The sequence below is a fragment of the Tsuneonella suprasediminis genome, from assembly GCF_003605755.1.
GTDB lineage: Bacteria > Pseudomonadota > Alphaproteobacteria > Sphingomonadales > Sphingomonadaceae > Tsuneonella > Tsuneonella suprasediminis.
Window position 1 is genome coordinate 19,801 of record NZ_RAHJ01000019.1, and the last position, 18,163, is coordinate 37,963.

At 61.5% G+C, this 18,163-nt stretch carries 25 protein-coding genes; 19 read left to right on the forward strand and 6 right to left on the reverse strand.

The window, feature by feature from the left end:
* Positions 1 to 68 precede the first annotated feature (68 nt).
* The 11 genes from hisA to pal all read left to right on the forward strand — a co-directional run bounded on the left by hisA (position 69) and on the right by pal (position 7,151).
* The gene (hisA, locus tag D6858_RS09950; RefSeq protein ID WP_120109754.1) at positions 69 to 797 is read left to right on the forward strand and encodes a 1-(5-phosphoribosyl)-5-[(5-phosphoribosylamino)methylideneamino]imidazole-4-carboxamide isomerase; all 729 of its coding nucleotides are present in this window, start codon (positions 69 to 71) and stop codon (positions 795 to 797) included.
* Entirely contained in the window at positions 794 to 1,555 is a 762-nt protein-coding gene (gene hisF / locus D6858_RS09955; RefSeq protein ID WP_120109757.1) for an imidazole glycerol phosphate synthase subunit HisF, read from the forward strand. The genes hisA and hisF overlap by 4 nt, the downstream gene beginning before the upstream one ends.
* Positions 1,556 to 1,642: 87 nt before the next feature.
* Positions 1,643 to 1,804 carry a PEP-CTERM sorting domain-containing protein gene (locus tag D6858_RS09960; RefSeq protein WP_120110651.1) on the forward strand — a complete coding sequence of 54 codons (162 nt, stop codon included), beginning with the start codon at positions 1,643 to 1,645 and terminating at the stop codon, positions 1,802 to 1,804.
* A 42-nt stretch (positions 1,805 to 1,846) separates the two neighbouring features.
* Positions 1,847 to 2,173: a phosphoribosyl-ATP diphosphatase gene (locus D6858_RS09965; protein WP_120109760.1), complete on the forward strand. Its 327-nt coding sequence runs from the start codon at positions 1,847 to 1,849 to the stop codon at positions 2,171 to 2,173.
* 4 nt (positions 2,174 to 2,177) lie between these two features.
* A complete protein-coding gene (locus tag D6858_RS09970; protein ID WP_120109763.1) occupies positions 2,178 to 2,552 on the forward strand; it encodes a histidine triad nucleotide-binding protein in 375 nt (124 codons plus the stop codon).
* Positions 2,553 to 2,692: 140 nt separating this feature from the next.
* Positions 2,693 to 3,145, forward strand: coding sequence for a YbgC/FadM family acyl-CoA thioesterase (locus D6858_RS09975; RefSeq protein WP_120109765.1), 453 nt, complete (start codon positions 2,693 to 2,695; stop codon positions 3,143 to 3,145).
* Positions 3,142 to 3,849, forward strand: a complete 708-nt coding sequence (gene tolQ / locus D6858_RS09980; RefSeq protein WP_120109768.1) for a protein TolQ — start codon at positions 3,142 to 3,144, stop codon at positions 3,847 to 3,849. Before D6858_RS09975 ends, tolQ begins: the two co-directional genes overlap by 4 nt.
* The gene (locus D6858_RS09985; RefSeq protein WP_120109770.1) at positions 3,849 to 4,292 is read left to right on the forward strand and encodes an ExbD/TolR family protein; all 444 of its coding nucleotides are present in this window, start codon (positions 3,849 to 3,851) and stop codon (positions 4,290 to 4,292) included. The genes tolQ and D6858_RS09985 overlap by 1 nt, the downstream gene beginning before the upstream one ends.
* Positions 4,293 to 4,302: 10 nt before the next feature.
* Positions 4,303 to 5,154, forward strand: coding sequence for an energy transducer TonB (locus tag D6858_RS09990; RefSeq protein ID WP_338067292.1), 852 nt, complete (start codon positions 4,303 to 4,305; stop codon positions 5,152 to 5,154).
* On the forward strand, positions 5,151 to 6,572 hold the full coding sequence (gene tolB / locus D6858_RS09995) for a Tol-Pal system beta propeller repeat protein TolB (RefSeq protein ID WP_120109773.1): 1,422 nt from the start codon (positions 5,151 to 5,153) through the stop codon (positions 6,570 to 6,572). Before D6858_RS09990 ends, tolB begins: the two co-directional genes overlap by 4 nt.
* 66 nt (positions 6,573 to 6,638) lie before the next feature.
* Positions 6,639 to 7,151 carry a peptidoglycan-associated lipoprotein Pal gene (pal, locus tag D6858_RS10000; protein ID WP_102154265.1) on the forward strand — a complete coding sequence of 171 codons (513 nt, stop codon included), beginning with the start codon at positions 6,639 to 6,641 and terminating at the stop codon, positions 7,149 to 7,151.
* 50 nt (positions 7,152 to 7,201) lie between these two features.
* On the opposite strand, the gene D6858_RS10005 is transcribed toward pal, so the two are convergent.
* The gene (locus D6858_RS10005; RefSeq protein WP_165859683.1) at positions 7,202 to 7,384 is read right to left on the reverse strand and encodes a hypothetical protein; all 183 of its coding nucleotides are present in this window, start codon (positions 7,382 to 7,384) and stop codon (positions 7,202 to 7,204) included.
* Positions 7,385 to 7,506: 122 nt separating this feature from the next.
* Between D6858_RS10005 and D6858_RS10010 the strand changes: the two genes are divergently transcribed.
* Together D6858_RS10010 and D6858_RS10015 are read left to right on the forward strand one after the other, a co-directional pair.
* Positions 7,507 to 8,040, forward strand: coding sequence for a J domain-containing protein (locus D6858_RS10010; protein WP_102154263.1), 534 nt, complete (start codon positions 7,507 to 7,509; stop codon positions 8,038 to 8,040).
* Between the two features lie 44 nt (positions 8,041 to 8,084).
* Positions 8,085 to 8,822, forward strand: a complete 738-nt coding sequence (locus D6858_RS10015) for a SpoIIAA family protein (protein WP_120109777.1) — start codon at positions 8,085 to 8,087, stop codon at positions 8,820 to 8,822.
* A gap of 15 nt (positions 8,823 to 8,837) precedes the next feature.
* On the opposite strand, the gene D6858_RS10020 is transcribed toward D6858_RS10015, so the two are convergent.
* From D6858_RS10020 to purM, 3 genes are all read right to left on the reverse strand, one after another.
* The gene (locus D6858_RS10020; protein ID WP_120109779.1) at positions 8,838 to 9,290 is read right to left on the reverse strand and encodes a GFA family protein; all 453 of its coding nucleotides are present in this window, start codon (positions 9,288 to 9,290) and stop codon (positions 8,838 to 8,840) included.
* A 21-nt stretch (positions 9,291 to 9,311) separates the two neighbouring features.
* Entirely contained in the window at positions 9,312 to 10,262 is a 951-nt protein-coding gene (gene purN / locus D6858_RS10025; protein WP_120109781.1) for a phosphoribosylglycinamide formyltransferase, read from the reverse strand.
* 126 nt (positions 10,263 to 10,388) lie between these two features.
* Positions 10,389 to 11,495 (reverse strand): phosphoribosylformylglycinamidine cyclo-ligase, encoded by a 1,107-nt coding sequence (purM, locus tag D6858_RS10030; protein WP_120110656.1) that lies wholly within the window; start codon positions 11,493 to 11,495, stop codon positions 10,389 to 10,391.
* An 81-nt stretch (positions 11,496 to 11,576) separates the two neighbouring features.
* Between purM and D6858_RS10035 the strand changes: the two genes are divergently transcribed.
* From D6858_RS10035 to D6858_RS10050, 4 genes are read left to right on the forward strand one after another with little or no spacing between them, the layout of a single operon-like run.
* Positions 11,577 to 12,854 (forward strand): heavy-metal-associated domain-containing protein, encoded by a 1,278-nt coding sequence (locus D6858_RS10035; RefSeq protein WP_120109784.1) that lies wholly within the window; start codon positions 11,577 to 11,579, stop codon positions 12,852 to 12,854.
* Complete coding sequence (locus D6858_RS10040; RefSeq protein WP_120109786.1) at positions 12,854 to 13,462, forward strand: P-loop NTPase family protein; 609 nt, start codon at positions 12,854 to 12,856, stop codon at positions 13,460 to 13,462. Before D6858_RS10035 ends, D6858_RS10040 begins: the two co-directional genes overlap by 1 nt.
* Before the next feature lie 42 nt (positions 13,463 to 13,504).
* Positions 13,505 to 14,203: a serine O-acetyltransferase EpsC gene (epsC, locus tag D6858_RS10045; RefSeq protein WP_120109788.1), complete on the forward strand. Its 699-nt coding sequence runs from the start codon at positions 13,505 to 13,507 to the stop codon at positions 14,201 to 14,203.
* Positions 14,203 to 14,568 carry a DUF2794 domain-containing protein gene (locus tag D6858_RS10050; RefSeq protein ID WP_120109791.1) on the forward strand — a complete coding sequence of 122 codons (366 nt, stop codon included), beginning with the start codon at positions 14,203 to 14,205 and terminating at the stop codon, positions 14,566 to 14,568. Before epsC ends, D6858_RS10050 begins: the two co-directional genes overlap by 1 nt.
* A gap of 175 nt (positions 14,569 to 14,743) precedes the next feature.
* Here the strand turns inward: D6858_RS10050 and D6858_RS10055 are convergent, their stop codons facing one another.
* Both D6858_RS10055 and D6858_RS10060 read right to left on the reverse strand, forming a co-directional pair.
* Complete coding sequence (locus D6858_RS10055; RefSeq protein WP_120109794.1) at positions 14,744 to 15,673, reverse strand: SDR family NAD(P)-dependent oxidoreductase; 930 nt, start codon at positions 15,671 to 15,673, stop codon at positions 14,744 to 14,746.
* A 103-nt stretch (positions 15,674 to 15,776) separates the two neighbouring features.
* Entirely contained in the window at positions 15,777 to 16,445 is a 669-nt protein-coding gene (locus D6858_RS10060; protein ID WP_120110659.1) for an HAD-IA family hydrolase, read from the reverse strand.
* 76 nt (positions 16,446 to 16,521) lie between these two features.
* Between D6858_RS10060 and glmU the strand changes: the two genes are divergently transcribed.
* Complete coding sequence (glmU, locus tag D6858_RS10065) at positions 16,522 to 17,883, forward strand: bifunctional UDP-N-acetylglucosamine diphosphorylase/glucosamine-1-phosphate N-acetyltransferase GlmU (protein ID WP_120109796.1); 1,362 nt, start codon at positions 16,522 to 16,524, stop codon at positions 17,881 to 17,883.
* A gap of 98 nt (positions 17,884 to 17,981) precedes the next feature.
* On the forward strand, positions 17,982 to 18,155 hold the full coding sequence (locus tag D6858_RS16270) for a hypothetical protein (protein ID WP_318286438.1): 174 nt from the start codon (positions 17,982 to 17,984) through the stop codon (positions 18,153 to 18,155).
* The last annotated feature ends 8 nt before the right edge of the window (positions 18,156 to 18,163 follow it).

Consider the following 18,163-nt stretch of genomic DNA (forward strand, 5'->3'; position numbering starts at 1 on the left):
CGGCCTGTGCCCTATGCTGACGCAGGCGTGCGTCACCAGTCTGCCTTTAGTGGAAAGAGCACCGCCCCATGATCGTATTCCCCGCCATCGACCTGAAGAACGGCGAAGTCGTCCGGCTGGCAGAGGGCGATATGGCCCGCGCCACTGTCTATGGCGATAACCCCGCGTCGCAGGCGATGCTGTTCGCTGCCGCCGGGTCGCAGCATTTGCATGTGGTCGATCTGGATGGCTCGTTCGCCGGGCGGACGGAAAATCGCGCGGCGGTGGAAGCGATCCTCGCAGAATTTCCCGGCCACGTGCAACTGGGCGGCGGCATCCGCACTCGCGAAGCGGTGGAGGGTTGGTTCGGCCTTGGTGTTGCCCGGCTGGTAATGGGCTCTGCCGCGTTGAAAGATCCGCAGTTCGTGAAGGACATGGCGCGCGAATTTCCCGGCGGCATCGTCGTGGCGGTCGATGCGCGTGACGGGATGGTCGCCACCGAAGGCTGGGCCGAAGTGTCGGACGTTCCCGTGGTCGATCTGGCTCGGCGGTTCGAAGATGCAGGGGTCGCATCGTTGCTGTTCACCGATATCGGGCGCGACGGGTTGCTGAAAGGCTGCAATATCGATGCGACGGTGGAGCTGGCGCGCAGCGTCGATATCCCGGTGATCGCCAGCGGTGGGGTCAAGGGGCTGGACGACATCCATATCCTCTCGCTCCATGCGAAGGACGGGATTGAGGGCGTCATCACTGGCCGCGCGCTGTACGAGGGGATACTCGATCTGGCGGCGGCGATTGCGATGGGGGCACGGGGGTGACCGTTCGTGTTCGTGTGATCCCCTGTCTCGACGTGGCCAATGGCCGTGTGGTGAAGGGCGTCAACTTCGTCGATCTGAAAGATGCAGGCGATCCGGTCGAACAGGCGCGCGCTTACGATGCGGCGGGGGCGGACGAACTGTGTTTCCTCGACATTTCCGCCAGTCACGAAGGGCGCGGCACGCTGCTCGATATCGTGCGGCGCACGGCGGAGGTGTGTTTCATGCCGCTGACGGTCGGTGGCGGGGTGCGGAGCGTGGACGATGCTCGTGCGCTGTTGCTGGCAGGAGCGGACAAAGTGGCGGTGAACTCCGCCGCGGTCGCTCGCCCTGAACTGGTGGGCGAAATCGCTGCCCGGATGGGCGCGCAATGCGTGGTCGCCAGCGTCGATGCGCGGCGCGTGGCCGATGGTCGCTGGGAGATATTCACTCACGGCGGTCGCAAGGCCACCGGGATCGACGCGGTCGAACACGCCATGCGGCTGGCCGAACTCGGCGCAGGCGAATTGCTGGTCACATCGATGGATGGCGACGGGACGCAGGCGGGATACGATCTGGCGCTGACCCGCACGATTGCCGATGCGGTGTCAGTGCCTGTGGTCGCCAGTGGCGGTGTGGGCACGCTCGATCATCTGGTGCAAGGGGTGACCGAAGGCCACGCCAGCGCGGTGCTGGCGGCGAGCATTTTCCACTTCGGCACGCACACCATTGCAGAGGCGCACGACGCCTTGCGCGCGGCGGGATTGCCCGCGCGGGCATAACCGCCCGTCGCCGCCGCCAGTCCCACTGCGGGACGGCAGCAAATTTCCGCTTGCCGAATCATGGTTTCCAACGCGTTAAGCATTGCCATGCGTTACATTCCTGCCATCGTTCTTCTTGCGACCGCAACGCCTGCATTCGCGGCTGGTGCTGCCGTGCCGGAGCCGGGCAGCATGACGTTGTTCGCGATGGGCGTGATCGGCCTGATCGTCGGGCGGCAAGCTGCGAAGAAACGCCGCGACCGCGACTGATCGCTTGACCGCGCCCCCCACGCCCCGCCATGAGCGGCGGCGATGGATACGCTAACCCGCCTCGAAACCACGATCCGCCAGCGGATCGCCTCTGCCGATTCAGGTAAGAGCTATGTCGCGCAGCTTCATGCGCGTGGCTTGCCGGTGATTGCGCGCAAGCTGGGGGAAGAGGCGGTGGAAACCGTGATCGCCGCGCTGTCGGGTTCGGATGAGGAACTGACCGGCGAAGCGGCTGATATTCTGTTCCACCTTATCGTCCTGCTCGCGGAAAAGGGGGTGCCGCTGGCCGATGTGCTGGCCGAACTCGACCGCCGCGAAGGAACATCGGGCCTCGACGAGAAGGCCAGTCGCGCCCAGCAAGAGGGATAATCCGATGCCGATCGATCCGACACAGCCGTATGACGACGACAATATTTTCGCCAAAATCCTGCGCGGAGAAATCCCCTCCACCCGAATTTACGAAGACGAATGGGCTTATGCCTTTCCCGATATCAATCCGCAGGCGAAGCTGCACATTCTCGTAATTCCCAAAGGCAAGTACGTGAGCTGGGACGATTTTTCTGCGCGCGCATCGGCGGAGGAAATTGCCGGGTTCGTCCGCGCGGTGGGCCACATCGCGCGCGAGCACGGGCTGGTCGAACCGGGATATCGCCTGCTGGCCAACGTCGGCGCGCATGGCGGGCAGGAAGTGCCGCACCTGCACGTTCACCTGTTCGGCGGGCAGCCGCTGGGGCGGATGATCGCCTGATCGTTCTGAGCCTGATCGGAAAGAGTGAGAAGCGGCGCGGGCGGAATTAATCAATTTGCCCGGTTCATCGTCTGGACTGTTCCATTCGTCGTTATTGCCGCTTGCCCCGCGACTCACCCCTCCGCTAGACGCTGGTCGCGATGAGCGATTTACCAACCCCTCCTGGCGGCATTTTTCGTGGCGACACGCACCTGTTCGCGGTGCGCGCTTATTACGAAGACACCGATCTTTCGGGAATTGTCTATCATGCCAATTACTTGCGCTGGTTTGAGCGGGCGCGGAGCGATCTGGTGCGGATGCTGGGCATCGATCAGCGCGCTGCGGTGGAGGCGGGCGAGGGGGCCTTTGCCGTGGCCGATCTGCATATCCGCTATGCCGCCCCGGCGAAGCTGGACGACGATATCGTGATCGAGAGCCGCTGCACCGAAATGGGGGCGGCCAGCGTGCGGATCGTGCAGCGCGCGATGCGCGGGGAACAACTTGTCGCGGAACAGACCGTGCGTGTGGGATTTATCAGCCCAGAGGGGCGTCCGCGCCGCCAGCCTGCCGAATGGCGCGCGGCATTCGATCGTTTTGCTGAAGGACATCAATGACCAACACCATATTCCTCGCACTGGGCGCGGTGACACCGCCCACCCGGCTGGACCCGGTTCAACTGTTCATGGACGCCGATATTATCGTAAAGGCGGTGATTGCCGGACTGGTTCTGGCGAGCATCTGGACCTGGACGATCATTGTCAGCTTCTCGCTTCGCATCGCGGCCGCCCGCCGCAAAAGCGAGAAGTTCGAACGCGAAGTGTGGGAAGCCGATGATTTCGACCACATGATGAATCAAAAGGGCGCGCGCGATAATCCCGCTGCCCGCGTCGTGGGCGCGGCGATGGGCGAATGGCGGCGCTCGACCAAGGGCGGGGTGAAAGATCGCGAAGGGCTGCGTCAGCGACTGGCCGGTGCAATGGGCGGGCAGGTCGCCACGGAGGCTGACGAGCTGGCAAACCGCCTGAACTTCCTGGCAACCGTTGGTTCGGTCGCTCCGTTCGTGGGTCTCTTCGGCACTGTCTGGGGGATCATGAACAGCTTTTTCCAGATCGGCAGTCAGGCCAATTCCTCGCTCGCGGTGGTCGCGCCGGGCATTTCGGAGGCGTTGTTCGCCACTGCCATTGGCCTGTTTGCCGCCATTCCGGCAGTGATCGCCTACAACCGTTTCAGCCATTCGGTGAATGCGTTCGAAGCGAAGCTTCAGCGTTTCGCAGACAAGTTCCACGCCGGGCTCAGCCGCCAGCTGGAAACGCTCTGATGGCAATGGGTCTGCATCGCGCCGGTGCGCGCGGGGGCAACCGCGCCCGCACGCCGATGGCGGAAATCAACGTTACCCCGCTGGTAGACGTGATGCTGGTGCTGCTGATCATTTTCATGGTCACGGCCCCGCTGATGACTGCAGGCGTGCCAGTCGATCTGCCAGACAGCCGAGCCAATGCTGTCGATCAGGAACCCGACCAGATTACGATCTCCGTCGATCAGGAAGGGTATATCTTTATCGACGATTCACCGGTGCCGGTGGGTGGATTCCCGCAAGCGCTGGCCGCCTTGCCGCAGAACGGCGGGAAACCGCCGCTGATTACGCTGCGCGCTGACAAGAGCCTGGACTATGGCCGTGTGATGGCGGTGATGGGCGAATTGAACCGGGCCGGTTTCAATTCGATCTCGCTGGTCACCAACAGTTCAGTCACGGCTCCATAGCTTTGGGCGAATGATGGCAATCGCGCATCTTCGGCGTGAGGAACGCATCGGCCTCGGCATCGCGCTGGGGCTGCATGTGGTGCTTGCCGCTGTGCTGCTGTTGCAGCCGGATCAGCGGACCGCCGCGCCCGAGCCGGAACGGATGACGGTCAATCTCGCGACGGACGTTGGGCTGGAAGCGACTGCCCCCGATCCCGTGCCGGAAAGCCGCGCTGCCATCGCTCCCGAGCTGTCGCCGGAGCCAGCCCCCGCGCCGGAACCGATCCCCGCACCGGTGAGCGAGCCCGTACCGCAACCGCCCAAGCCGGTGGCGACCAGCGCACCTAAGCCGAAACCGGTGCCCAAACCCGCGGTCAAGCCCAAACCGACACCAAAGGCAGCGACAAAACCTGCTCCGGCGAAACCGGCAGCCAAGCCCGCTCCGGCCAAGCCGTCCGAGACGCCCAAAAAGTCGGGCGGCAGCCGTATCGGTTCGGATTTCCTGTCCGGCGCAGGGTCGAGCACCAGCACGAATGAAACCCGCATTCCCGCCAGCAAGATCGGCGCCAGTGCCAAGGCGTCGATCGTTCAGGCGATTATCCGCCAGATCAAACCGCACTGGAACGCGCCGCAAGGGGCCGATGCCGATCTGCTGGTAACGGTATTATCGTTTCGCCTTAACCCCGATGGCTCTTTGGCGAGCAAGCCGCGCGTCGTCAGCCAGTCGGGCATCACCGATTCCAACAAGCCGCAATCCCAGCTTCACGCGGAACGGGCAATCCGTGCCGTGGAACTGGCCGCGCCGTTCGATCTTCCACCTGAATACTATAACGCGTGGAAGACCATCAACGGCGCCAAATTCGACAGGAACCTATCGCGATGAAACCGATCTTATTGCTGTTCACCGCCACTCTCGCGCTGGCGACCGCGCCGCTGGCTGCACAGGAAACGCCAAAGCCTTCCGACCGCGATCTTTCCTCGCCCGCGCCGGAAGGGGGCGCCGTAGAGACGGTTGAAACCGCGCGGGACGATGGCGGGCTGTCGTTCACTGTTACCGACGAAAGTGAGTGGCAGGATCTGGGCATCGCGATCCCCGGTTTCGCTACCGATCGCGATGTGCCGACACAGGCGAGCAGTGGCGGCACCGCGGCATTGGGCAAGAGCCTGGCGCAAGTCGTGTACAACGATCTGAAATTCAACGGTCTGTTCAAACCGGTTGGGCCGAATTCCTTGCCGCAACCCAGCTATCCCGAAATCACCGCGCCCAGCTGGCCGACATGGTCGAACCGCAGCGCGGAAATGCTGGTTGAAGGGTATGTCCGCGCGCGTGGGGACGGCAAGCTGATTGTTGGTTGTTACCTCTACGACGTGCAGTTGCAGAAGGAACTGACCCGCGGTGGCTGGGTCGTGCCCCCGGCAGACTGGCGCCGGGCGGCGCACAAATGTTCCGATCTTGTCTATTCGCGTCTGTCTGGCGAAAGCCCGTTCTTCGACAGCCGCATAGCTTATATCGCGGAAACCGGGCCGAAAGATCACCGGGTCAAACGTCTGGCGATCATGGATTCGGATGGTGCCAATCACCGTTTCATTACCAACGGTCGGGCCACTGCGCTGACCCCGCGGTATTCGCCCGATTACCGGCAGTTGCTCTATCTCAGCTATGTCGATGGCAACCCGCGGCTTTACGTTTACGACATCGGCACCGGGCGCCAGCATCTGGTGACGCAGAGCAGCAACCCCACTTTTGCCCCGCGCTGGAGCCCGGATGGCAAGTGGATCCTCTATTCGATGGCGATTGGCGGAAACACCGATATCTATCGCGTATCGGCGCAAGGCGGGCCGAGCGTGCGCCTGACCAACGCACCGGGCATCGATATCGGAGGCTCCTATTCGCCCGATGGAACCAAGATCGTTTTTGAAAGCGACCGTTCCGGCAATCAGCAATGCTATGTGATGAATGCCGATGGTTCGAACCAGCGCCGCATCAGCTTTTCCGGCGGACGCTGCGCCACCCCGGAATGGAGCCCGCGCGGCGATCTGATCGCGTTCACGCGGATCGCCGGTAATTTCAACGTCGCGGTGATGAACACGCAAGGCGGTGGTGTGCGAACATTGACCAGCGGATGGCAAGATGAAGCACCGACATGGTCCCCCAATGGCCGCGTGATTCAGTTCTTCCGCACCGAACGCAATTCGGGCCGCAGCTCGCTGTGGCAGGTGGACCTGACAGGCCGCAACGAACGCCGTTTGCCGACCCCGGTGGACGCTTCGGACCCGGCATGGGGACCGATCCTGCCCTAAATGCATTGTTCCATGATAAGGGGGCGGCGATCGCTGCCTGAGGTTTCATAGAGAAGGAGACGCAAGATGGATCGTCGTATTGTCATCGCCACTCTGATGGCGGGTACAGCGTTGCTGGCTGCCTGTAAGAAAGAGCCGCCGGCATCGTTGCCGCCGGAACCGGAACCGAACGTGACGGCTACCCCAACGCCGACCGCGCCGACTGGCCCGGTGCTGGGCACGCAGGCGCACTTCGAAGAGGCGGTGAACGGCAAAAACGTGATCTACTTCGACACTGACCGCTACAACATCGACAGCGCCTCGGCTGCAGCCCTGCAGACGCAGGCGCAGTATTTGATGCGTTATCCTAACATCAACGTTCGCGTCGAAGGCAATACCGACGAACGCGGTACGCGCGAATATAACCTTGCGCTGGGCGAACGTCGTGCGAATGCGGCCAAGAACTACCTCGTTTCGCTGGGCGTTGCGGCGAACCGCATCACGACGATCAGCTATGGCAAGGAACGCCCCGTGGCGCTCGGCTCCAACGAAAGCGCATGGGCACAGAACCGCCGTGATGTGACGGTGGTGGTCGAATAGATGAAATGAAGGTTGTGCCTCGCCCGGAAAGGGCGGGGCGCAAGCCGCTCTCAGTACGGCGGAATGGAGAAAGTCGGCAGATTCGGTGTCGGCAATTCAGCCATCGCCGGGTACAGCGAATTCCCGCCGTTTTGCGATCCGCGCTCGATCACAGGCGCAGAAATCGCCAGCGCAGCAAGCGCGAGAGCCGATGCAACTGCGGCTATTTTGACTTGCGGGCTCATCCTGAACATAGCGCTGGCAATGTAATGCGCTGTATTGTGCATTGCAACATGACGTGAGCAAATTGCCCATTCCACCTTCCATTGGGGGGAGTGAAGGCTTAGGTGGGGCTAGTGAAAGTGAACGATCTCCGATGGTAAAGGCGCGCCGATCGAATGATTGGGGCTTCCCACGCTGGCGCGGCTATGGCTCTTCGCGTGAAGCTACGACCGTGCGCCTGTGCGACCGGCACGGATGTGAAGAGCCGGGCAATTGCCCGGCGCCCAAATCGCCCAACAGCCCGGATCGCTGGTATTTTTGCCAGCGCCATGCCGCCGAATACAACCAGAAATGGGATTACTTCGAAGGGCTTTCGAAGGAAGAGGCGGCCGAACGGGCAGCGAATGAGGAACGCGATAACGCCGGCTATGCCGAAGCGTCGCACTATGGCTGGGCCGGAAGTGGCGATGGATCGCGCACTGCCGATGAAATGCGGGCGCTGGAATTGCTGGAGCTGGAAGCGGACGCCGATTTTGATGCGGTGAAAAGGGCGTGGCGTGCCAAGGCTAAGGAAGTGCACCCTGATGTGAAGCCCGGCGATGCCGACGCAGCGCAACAGTTTCAGGCGTTTCAGGTGGCCTACGAAGTGCTCCGCCAGGCGGAAGAGCGGCGCGAGTGGAAGGGGTAGGCTGAACTGGGTTTTGGGGGCGTAATAGTAGGAGGAGTACGATCATGATCGATATCGACCTGTCCCAGCCAGCGGTTGCCGTATTGAAACCCGAAGGTGCGCTCAGCGCAGCCGACTTCGACGCTTTGCGCGCTGCAATCGACGGTCATATCAATCGTACCGATATCGTGCCCAATCTGGTGATCGATGCCAGCCATCTGCCGCACTGGGACAGTCTGGCCGCGCTGGAGAAACACCTGAAATTTGTGCGCGATCATCATCGGGTGGTGAAAAAAGTGGCCATCGTTGGCGATTCGCCCATTCTGAGTGTTGTGCCTGCACTCGTCGATCATTTCGTGGGCGCCAAGGTTCGGCGGTTCCCGACTGACAAGATGGCGAAAGCCAAAGAATGGGCCAACGCCGTGGACGACGATCCTGGCCGATTCGATGTGATCGACGGTTTGCCGCGCGATGTTGTTGCGCTGAAGGCGGTCGGGATCATCACCGCGCAGGACTATCGCGACACTCTGGTTCCGCTGGTCGAAGCGAAACTGAAAGAGCACGACAAGCTCAAGTTCCTGATCGTGCTGGGCGAAGAATATGCCACTTATGCCGCCGATGCAGCGTGGGACGATACGCGGTTCGGCATCGCGCACTGGGGCGATTTTTCCCGTATTGCGCTGGTCACCGATATTGGCTGGATGACGTCCGCAACCAAGTTGTTCGCTCCGCTGATGGGGGCAGAGGTCGCTGTGTTCCCGGTCGCCGAGCTGGAAGAGGCGAAAAGCTGGATCAGGCGGTAAGCGCGTACCGCTGGTTCAATCGAAGGTGAAACCGGCCTCTTTCGCTTCGGCAAAGACCTCCGCGCCGGTTTTCTTCGGGGTATCCTGAGCCAGATCGTACCACGTGGGTTTTTCATCGATGAAAATCTGTTCGTTCAGAGCATAGCCGGAGGGCAGATCGAACAGACCGGCGGACAGGCTGAAATGCCCCTCGCCGGGCAGAAGGTGATACCACAGCGTTGCACCGCAAGTGTCGCAAAATGCCCGTTCCGCCCATTCGGAGGAATGATAGATCGATACGTGATCGGCGCCGGTCACCTTCAGATCGTCCGGCTTGGCACCGGCCAGCGAGAATAACGGACCGCCGCCATTGAGCCGACGGCACATCGAACAATGGCAGGCCTCCACGGTTTGCTTGATCGATGTCACTTCAACCTGCACTCCGCCGCACTGGCATTGACCGCGGAGTGTGTGAGTTGTGTCAGCCATCGGGTATCCTTCCCTCAGTGGTTAAAACTGGTCTGCAGCATCCATCAGTGCGGTCAGTTTCTTCGGCGCGACAGCGCGCCAGCTTCGGGCGATCCATTCAGCGACATCGTCCCAGTCCGTATCACCCAGATCGAGCCGGATGCCGATCCAGCCATCTCCGAAATAGGCTGGGCGATAAAACCGTTCAGGATCGCGTTCGATCAGCATAGCCTGCTCATCCACACCGCTGATCTTGGTGAGGAGCGCGGTCTTGCCATCACCGTGATGATCCATGCTGACCCACGCGAATTTCTTACCTTTGACGATGCCGAAACAGGGCATTCCATGGCTGATCGTTTCTTCCGCCTGCGGCATCATCATTGCCCGTTCGCGGACTTGCCCGACCAGCCATTCCAGATCGAACGGGCGCGAAACATAGTCGCTTAGCACGCGAGAATAGAGCTGATGCTCCGCGATCAGCACTCTCGCCGCCAGTCTATCTGCGGTATCGCCGGGTATGATAGCGACTTCGATCTGGCCGAGAATTTCGCCCGCATCGAGTTCTTCCGTCACCAGATGAACCGAAACCCCGCCCTTGGCATCGCCGGCCGCGATGGCGCGGGCGTGGGTGTCCAAACCGGTGTATTTGGGTAGCAGGGAGGGGTGGATGTTGAGCATCCGGCCTGCCCAGCGGTTCACGAATTCGGGCGTCAGGATTCGCATGTATCCGGCCAGCGCGACATATTCAGCACCGCTTTCGCGTAGTCTGGCATCCATCGCCATGTCATGATCGGCGCGCTTCATGCCTTTGTGTGCAATGGCGAATGTCGGGATTCCTTCGGCCGCCGCAAGCGCGAGCCCCTTGGCAGCGGGATCGTTGCTGCCAACCGCGATGATTTCGTAAGCAGCGCCGGGAAGGCGACTGGCATAGAGCAGGGCGGCCATATTGGTCCCGCTGCCGGATATCAGTACCGCGACACGGGCTTTCTTCATCGCGTGGAGCTTCCTGCTTGATGTGGGGCGACTGTCGGCGCGCTGTGCATTTGGCAGCAGATGCCATCAACGCTCAAGCCCCGGCGTGAAGATATCCCGCCCGTCCGCCGTTTTGCCTGATGCCGCTTATGCCAGATGCTGCGCGTCCCAGTCTTCCCGGCCAGCCCATGTGCCTGCCGAACCGCGCACAGAGCAGCCGCGCTGCCCCTCCACGACTTCGCCAATTCGTGCGACCTGCTCGCCTTCCGACTCCAGAGCGGCGGCGACATTGCCCGCTTCGTCAGGCTGCACGGCAAGCACCATACCGATGCCGCAGTTGAACGTGCGCGCCATTTCGCCCGGTTCGATATTTCCCTGCGCCTGCAGGAAGGCCATCAGCGCAGGCTGTTCCCATGCATCGGCATCGATCACGCCGTGCGCCCCTTCGGGCAGTACGCGCGGGATATTTTCCAGCAGACCGCCACCGGTGATGTGGGCCAGTGCGTCGATTCTTCCGGCGCGAATCGTCGGCAGCAAGCTTTTCACATAAATCCGCGTGGGTTCGATCAGTGCATCGATCAGCAGACGTTCGGGATCGAACAAGGCAGGCCGGTCCAGACGCCAGCCCTTGTCCGCCGCCAACCGCCGGACGAGTGAATATCCGTTGGAGTGAACCCCCGAACTCGCAAGACCAAGCAGGATATGGCCGGGGGCCACTTTCTCTCCGGTCAATTGTTCCCCACGCTCCACTGCACCAACGCAGAAACCGGCAAGGTCATAATCCCCCGCAGCGTACATACCCGGCATTTCGGCTGTTTCGCCACCGATCAGCGCGCATCCGGCAATGCGGCAACCTTCGGCAATCCCGGCCACAACGCGTTCGGCAATGCCGGTTTCCAGCTTACCCGTCGCGAAATAGTCGAGGAAGAATAGCGGTTCCGCGCCCTGCACGATCAGATCGTTCACGCACATCGCGACCAGATCGATGCCAACCGAATCATGCCGGTCGTAATCGATGGCTAGTTTCAGCTTGGTGCCGACCCCGTCATTCGCCGCGACAAGCAGCGGATCGGTGTATCCGGCGGCCTTGGGATCGAAGAAACCGCCGAATCCGCCCAGTTCGCTGGTGGCACCAGGCCGCGCGGTGGCTTTCACCAGCGGACCGATCGCCTTGACCAGCGCGTTACCAGCGTCAATCGAGACGCCAGCGGATTCGTAAGTATAGGACTTGGGGGGCGAACCATCAGTGGACATAGCAACCGCCTTACGCATTCGCGCTTGGATTTCCATGCCCGTTTAGGCAAAAGGCCCCAACTTTTCCGCATGGCCATACAAATGACCCTTCCGCGCATGACGCGCCACACGGCCCTGACGGCCATTTTCGCGATTGTCGCGCTGGCATTGGCGATTCTCGCCGGACGGGCGCTGATCGCGCAGGTTTCGGGTGATCGGGGCATCGCCGCTATCGCCTCTTCCACCGACATCGACGTGGGTGGCATCGAAGTCGATGTGACGGCCGACAACGCCTACGCCGCCCGTGAAAAGGGTTGGAAACAGGCGATTCAGGATGCGTGGAAGAAACTGAAAGGCCCGGCGATTTCGCAAGGGCAGCTCGAATCGCTCGTCTCTGCCGTCGTGATCGAGCGGGAAGAACTGGGGCCGAAACGCTATATCGCCACGCTGGGTGTCAGTTTCGACCGCGCGCGCGCCGGTGCGATTCTGGGCCGGGGCGGGCAGGCGGCGCGTTCGGCGCCGATGCTGTTGATTCCCGTCACTATCAGTGCAGGCACCGAAACGGTGTACGAGGTGCGTAACCCGTGGCAGCGAGCATGGGCCGAATATCAGCCGGGTGGCAGTCGGGTGGATTATGTGCGCCCATCGGGCGCCAATGGCGATTCGCTGCTGGTCACATTCGGTCAGACGACACGACGCAGCCGGACATGGTGGCGCAATATCCTCGATCAGTTCGGCGCGAGCGACGTGCTGATGGCGGTCGCGGATTTACGCTATCGCTGGCCGGGCGGGCCGGTCGATGGCACCTTCACCGCGCGCTATGGCCCGGACAATACGTATCTCGATAGCTTTACGATGTCGGCCAGGAACCCGGCAGAACTGCAGGCGATGCTCAACAAGGCGGTGCGACGGTTCAACACGATATACGAGAAGGCGCTGGCTGACGGGCAGATCAAACCCGATCCGACTCTGAACCTCGGAACGCCTCAGCTCGATCCGGCGGTGCAGCAGCTCATCAATCTGGGGCGCAATGCGGAGGCACAGGCGCGTGCCCGCGCCGCGGCAGAGGCCGCTGCGGCTCAGGCAGCGCAGGCGGGCGAGCCGACCGGAGGAGAAACGTTGCCGGTGCAAACGCCAGCGATCGTGTCCAGCTTCGTGGTCCAGTTCGCTACGCCCAATGCCGGTGCTGTCGATGCAACCATCGCTGCCGTTCGGGCAACGCCGGGTGTGCGCGGTGCGGCCACCTCCAGCCTTGCAATCGGCGGGACATCGGTGATGAGCGTCAGTTATGGTGGCAGCCTGTCCGAACTGGCTGCTGCGCTGAAGGCGCGCGGGTTCACTGTCCGCCAGGGCGGCAATGCGCTCGCGATCAGTCGCTGATGAGCCAGATCGCCCTGCCGCTGTCGGTGCGGCGGGCCGATGATCCGGTCCGCATCGTGATTGGCAATGCCAATCGCGCCGTGGCCGATGCGCTGACCCACCCGCAAGACTGGCCATTCCGCACCGCCGTGCTCGTTGGTCCGCCGCGTTCGGGCAAGAGCTTGCTGGCGCGCTGGTTCGCGGGACAGGGCGGCGATGTGATCGATGGTGTCGATACGTGCGATGAAACCGAGGTATTCCATCGCTGGAACCGTGCGCAGGAAAGCGGCACACCATTGCTGCTGGTGAGCGACAGCGATCCATGGGAGATCGCTCTGCCGGATTTACGAAGTCGGATGGGGGCCGCGCTCCACCTGCAGATTGGTGTGCCGGACGATATGATGGTCGAGGAGCTGTTGTGGGCCCATGCCGAGGCGCGCGGTCTTGCGCTGGGCGAAGGGGCTCCTACTTATCTCGTGCCCCGGCTTGAACGCAGCTTCGCCGGTATTGAGGTTCTGGTGGCGACGATCGACCGCCTGAGCCTCGAACGTAAAGTACCGGCCACATTGTCGGTATGGCGCGACGCTTTGGAGGCGGTGCAAGGGGCGGATCAACCGCGGCTGATATAGCTGCAACTTGCCATTGCGGCGGTTTGGTGGGAGGATTCACCGATGTTCGACAGGCTGACCAGCTATCTGGACTCGATCCACGCGCGTGATCCCGCGCCGCATTCGCGGTGGGAAATTCTGCTCTATCCCGGTGTCTGGGCGCTGGGGCTGCATCGAGTGGCGCATTGGCTTTATGACGCGAAGCTGTTTCTGCTGGCCCGTATGGTCAACCATTTCAGTCGCTTTCTGACTGCGATCGATATTCATCCGGGCGCGACCATCGGCCGGAATTTCTTTATCGATCACGGCTTCACCGTCATCGGCGAAACAGCTCGGATCGGGGATAATGTCACGATCTACCAGTGTGTCACGCTTGGCGGAACCAATCCGACCAATGGTAAGAAGGGCAAACGCCACCCGACATTGTGCGACAATGTCATAATCGGATCGGGCGCACAGATCATCGGCCCTATCACAGTGGGCGAACGTGCTCGTGTGGGTGCGAATGCTGTCGTGACGGACGATGTACCCGAAGGGGCAACGATGATCGGGCTGAAGGCGCGTTCCACGCTCGTGCCGGCAGATCAGTGGCTGCGGGAATTTATTCCCTATGGGACACCGTGCGACGATCCATGCGAACCCAATCGCGACGGTATTGAAAAGCTGGAAGCCGAACTCGCCGCTTTGCGCGCCGAAGTTGCCGCGCTACGCGATGCGCAAAGCGACGGTGTTCATCCCAAGCGTAGCGGAACCGGTCACTGATGAACCCGGGACCGGGCGGGGCACAGTCAGGTACAGTCGTTCGGTTTCCGGGTCGTGTACCCGATCAGATCGGTTTTGCGCGCGAGGAACTACAGAAGATCCTCGATCTGTATGGCCGCATGGTCGCCGCTGGCGAATGGCGCGACTATGCGATGGATTTCACGAAGGATTGCGCCACCTTTGCAGCATTCCGGCGCACCGCTGAACGGCCGCAGGCCCGGATCGAAAAACGCCCGGCGTTGCGTAATCGGCAAGGCATGTGGACCCTGTTCGGAGAACACGGACAAGTGCTCAAGCGTGGCCACGAACTCAGCGGCGTACTCGCCCCGATGGAGCGGCGACTGGTGAAGGCGGTGGATGATTGATCGCACGCTGGTCACCCCATGCGCTGGTCTCCCGATCGCAGATACGGGGTGACGGCTCCATCGCGGTGAGTCATGGTTGGCGGTTGGAATTGAATTGAGAGGGACACTCTGTCGTATAGACCGACGTGTCCCTCTCTCTATTCATGACAGGGATTGAAGGCTGATTGTTCAGGGATCAGCCGCGCGTGCCGGAAGGACCGGTGCCGGTGACTTTCTGCATCGCCTGCAGGATCGCGCCTGACTGTTCCGCGCCCGATTGCGGCGCGTGGAGGTTGCTTTCTTCGCTGATCTTCGCCCAGTTTGCGGCGAAACCTTCCACCGTGCGCTCCCCTTCAGGCAGCCAGACAGCTTCGTTCATTTCCACCCATGCTGAGTGATAGCCACCCGCACCTGCACCGACGATAGCGTTGCTGGGTGCATCTTCACTGACGAGATAGAGCGCGGCAGGGACCACGTTCACCGGATCGAACAGCTTGAATGCTTCTTCGGGGAAGAGGTCTTCGGTCATGCGTGTACCGGCGACCGGGGCCAGCGAATTGACCTTGATGTTGTACTTCGCACCTTCAAGCTGAAGAGTCTTGGCCAGACCGACAAGGCCAAGCTTGGCCGCGCCATAGTTCGCCTGACCGAAGTTTCCGAACAGACCGGTGGACGATGCCGTCATCAGGATACGACCGTAGGACTGTTCGCGCATTGTTTCCCAACATGCCTTGCTGGCATAAGCCGAGCCGAGCAGGTGAACTTTGACCACGAATTCAAAATCTTCCGGTTCCATCTTGGCGAAAGTCTTGTCGCGCAGAACACCCGCGTTGTTGATCAGGATGTGAACACCGCCCCACTTCTGCTTGGCGTCGGCAACCATCTTTTCCATCTGGTCGTATTCGGTCACGCTGGCGCCATTGCTGACTGCTTCGCCGCCTGCCTTCTCGATTTCTTCGACGACTTGCAGCGCCATGTCGGAATGGCCGGTGCCATCGCGTGAGCCGCCAAGATCATTGACGACAACTCTGGCACCGCGCCGTGCGAGTTCGAGGGCGTATTCGCGGCCCAGACCGCCGCCTGCACCCGTGACGATTGCGACTTTGTCTTTGAACGAAATGCTCATGCGGCTCTCCAATTTGCTTTACGTAAAGGGAAACGTGGCGCGGGAGTGGCACTTTCCGCGCGCGGTTGCAACCGGCGCGGCGGCCATTCGCCATGCCGTAGCGTCAGAGCGTTTCAAGCGCGGGAATTAAGCCTGCGAACGAATCGATCACGGCGTCCGCATCGAGTTCGTGCGCCGGTTTGTCGCAATAGCCATAGGCGGCCGCGATTACCGGCACATCTGCCGCGCGGGCCGCTCCGGTGTCGTAGGAGCTGTCGCCTACAAATGCCATCCGCCCGCCGCCGCATTGTTCCTGTGCGGCCCACAGCGGATCGGGGGCGGGCTTCGATTTACCTTTGCCAAGCGTATCGCCACCGATCACGCAATCGAACCGGCCGCTCAGATCGAGCGCACCGAGAATGCCCCTGGCGAAGCTTTCGAACTTGTTGGTCACCACGGCAAGGCGCACCCCTTTGGCGGCAAGCACGTCGAGCGCTTCGATTGCGCCGGGATAGGGCTGCGTGTGATCGGCGTAGTGTTCGCCGTAATAGGCAAGCATCGCCTTATAGAGTTGGCGAAACCGGTCTTCTTCTATGCCGCCCTGCGCGTCTATCGCGCGAGCAAGCATGATTTTTGCTCCACCGCCGATGAGATCGGATGCGGTGCCGATGGGCACCGTGACAAAGCCGCCCAGCGTCAAAGCATGGTTGACCGCAGTACCGAGATCGCGGTGGGTTTCCAGCAGGGTGCCATCGAGGTCGAAGGCGACGATATCGAACGGAAAATCGGCCATGTGCCCGTTCGGGTAGGCGAGTGTTCTTTCAACCGCAAGAATTTGGTGGCAAAGCGCCGGTGCAACTGGAGAGATCATGACCGAATTCGCTGCCGTAATCCTCGCCGCCGGCAAGGGCACCCGCATGAAAAGCGATCTGCACAAAGTGCTGCATCCCATTGCCGGGCGGTCCATGCTGCATCACCTGATGGCATCGGTCGATGAACTGGGGCCGAGCAAGACAGTGGTGATTGTCGGCCACGGTCGCGAACAGATCGAAGCGGCCGTTGCAGGCCGTGCGACTACCGCCTTGCAGGAACCTCAGCTTGGCACGGGCCATGCGGTGCAGCAGGCGCAGGCTGCGTTGTCAGGGTTCTCTGGCGATGTCATCATGCTGTATGGCGACGTGCCGTTCGTTCGCCCTGCGACGATGCGTACGATGCTTGAACGGCTCCACGCAGAGGATGCCCCTGCCAGCGTCGTGCTTGCGTTCCGTGCGACCGATCCGGGTGCCTATGGCCGGGTCATTGCGGGCGAGGGCGGCACTGTAGCCAGAATGGTGGAATTCAAAGATGCGTCAGCGGAAGAGCGCGCCTGCGACTTGTGCAATTCCGGCATGATGGCAGTCCGCGCCGAAGACCTTTGGTCGCTGCTGTCCCGTATCGGCAACGACAACGCAGCAGGTGAATACTATCTGCCCGATGTCGTGATGACCGCCGCTGCCGATGGTCGCAAGAGCGCATATGTCGAAACCGACGAAGCGGAAGTGCGCGGCATCAACAGCCGCGCCGAACTCGCCGCTGCGGAGGCGCAATGGCAGGATTTCAAACGAACCGAAGCGATGGATAACGGCGCATCGCTACGCGCGCCGGAAACCGTGTTTTTCAGTTGGGATACTGAACTGGGCCGCGATGTGACGGTGGAACAAAACGTTGTGTTCGCGCCCGGGGTTACCGTTGCAGATGGCGCTCGAATCCGGGCATTCAGCCATCTGGAAGGCGCGACGGTTGGCGAAGGGTGCGAAGTGGGCCCGTACGCGCGTCTGCGTCCCGGTGCGGTGATGGAGAAGGGCGCCAAGGTTGGCAACTTCGTCGAAATGAAGAAGGCCGTTCTGGGCGAAGGGGCGAAGGCCAACCACCTGACATATCTGGGTGACGCCGAAGTGGGGCCGGGTGCCAATATCGGTGCTGGCACGATCACCTGCAACTATGACGGGTATTTCAAGCACAAGACTGTGATCGGTCCGCGTGCATTCATCGGCAGCAACTCAGCATTGGTCGCACCCGTTCGGATCGGCGCCGATGCCATCGTTGCGGCAGGCAGTGCGGTCACCCGCGATGTTGGCGATGGTGAGTTGCGTCTCGTCCGTGCGGAACAGCTCGTCAAACCCGGTTGGGCCGACCGGTTCCATGATGCGATGAAGAAGAAGAAAGCGGCACAGCGGGAGAAGGGCGGTTGACCGACGCACCGCCTCCCTCGGCGTGCTGGTTATGTGAAAGACCGTTGGGCACCCATATCGAATGGCATCATCCTGTGCCCAAGGCGAAGAAAGGACGGGTGACATTCCCCCTTCACCCGATTTGCCATCAGGCCATCCATGCGAATTTCACCAACGCCCAGCTCGCCCGGATGGGGGATGATCGGGCAAGCCTGCTCGATAACCCGGCGCTGATGAAATTCGTACAGTGGGTCGCGAATAAGCCACCCGATTTTCACGCCCCGACATACTAAGCCGGATA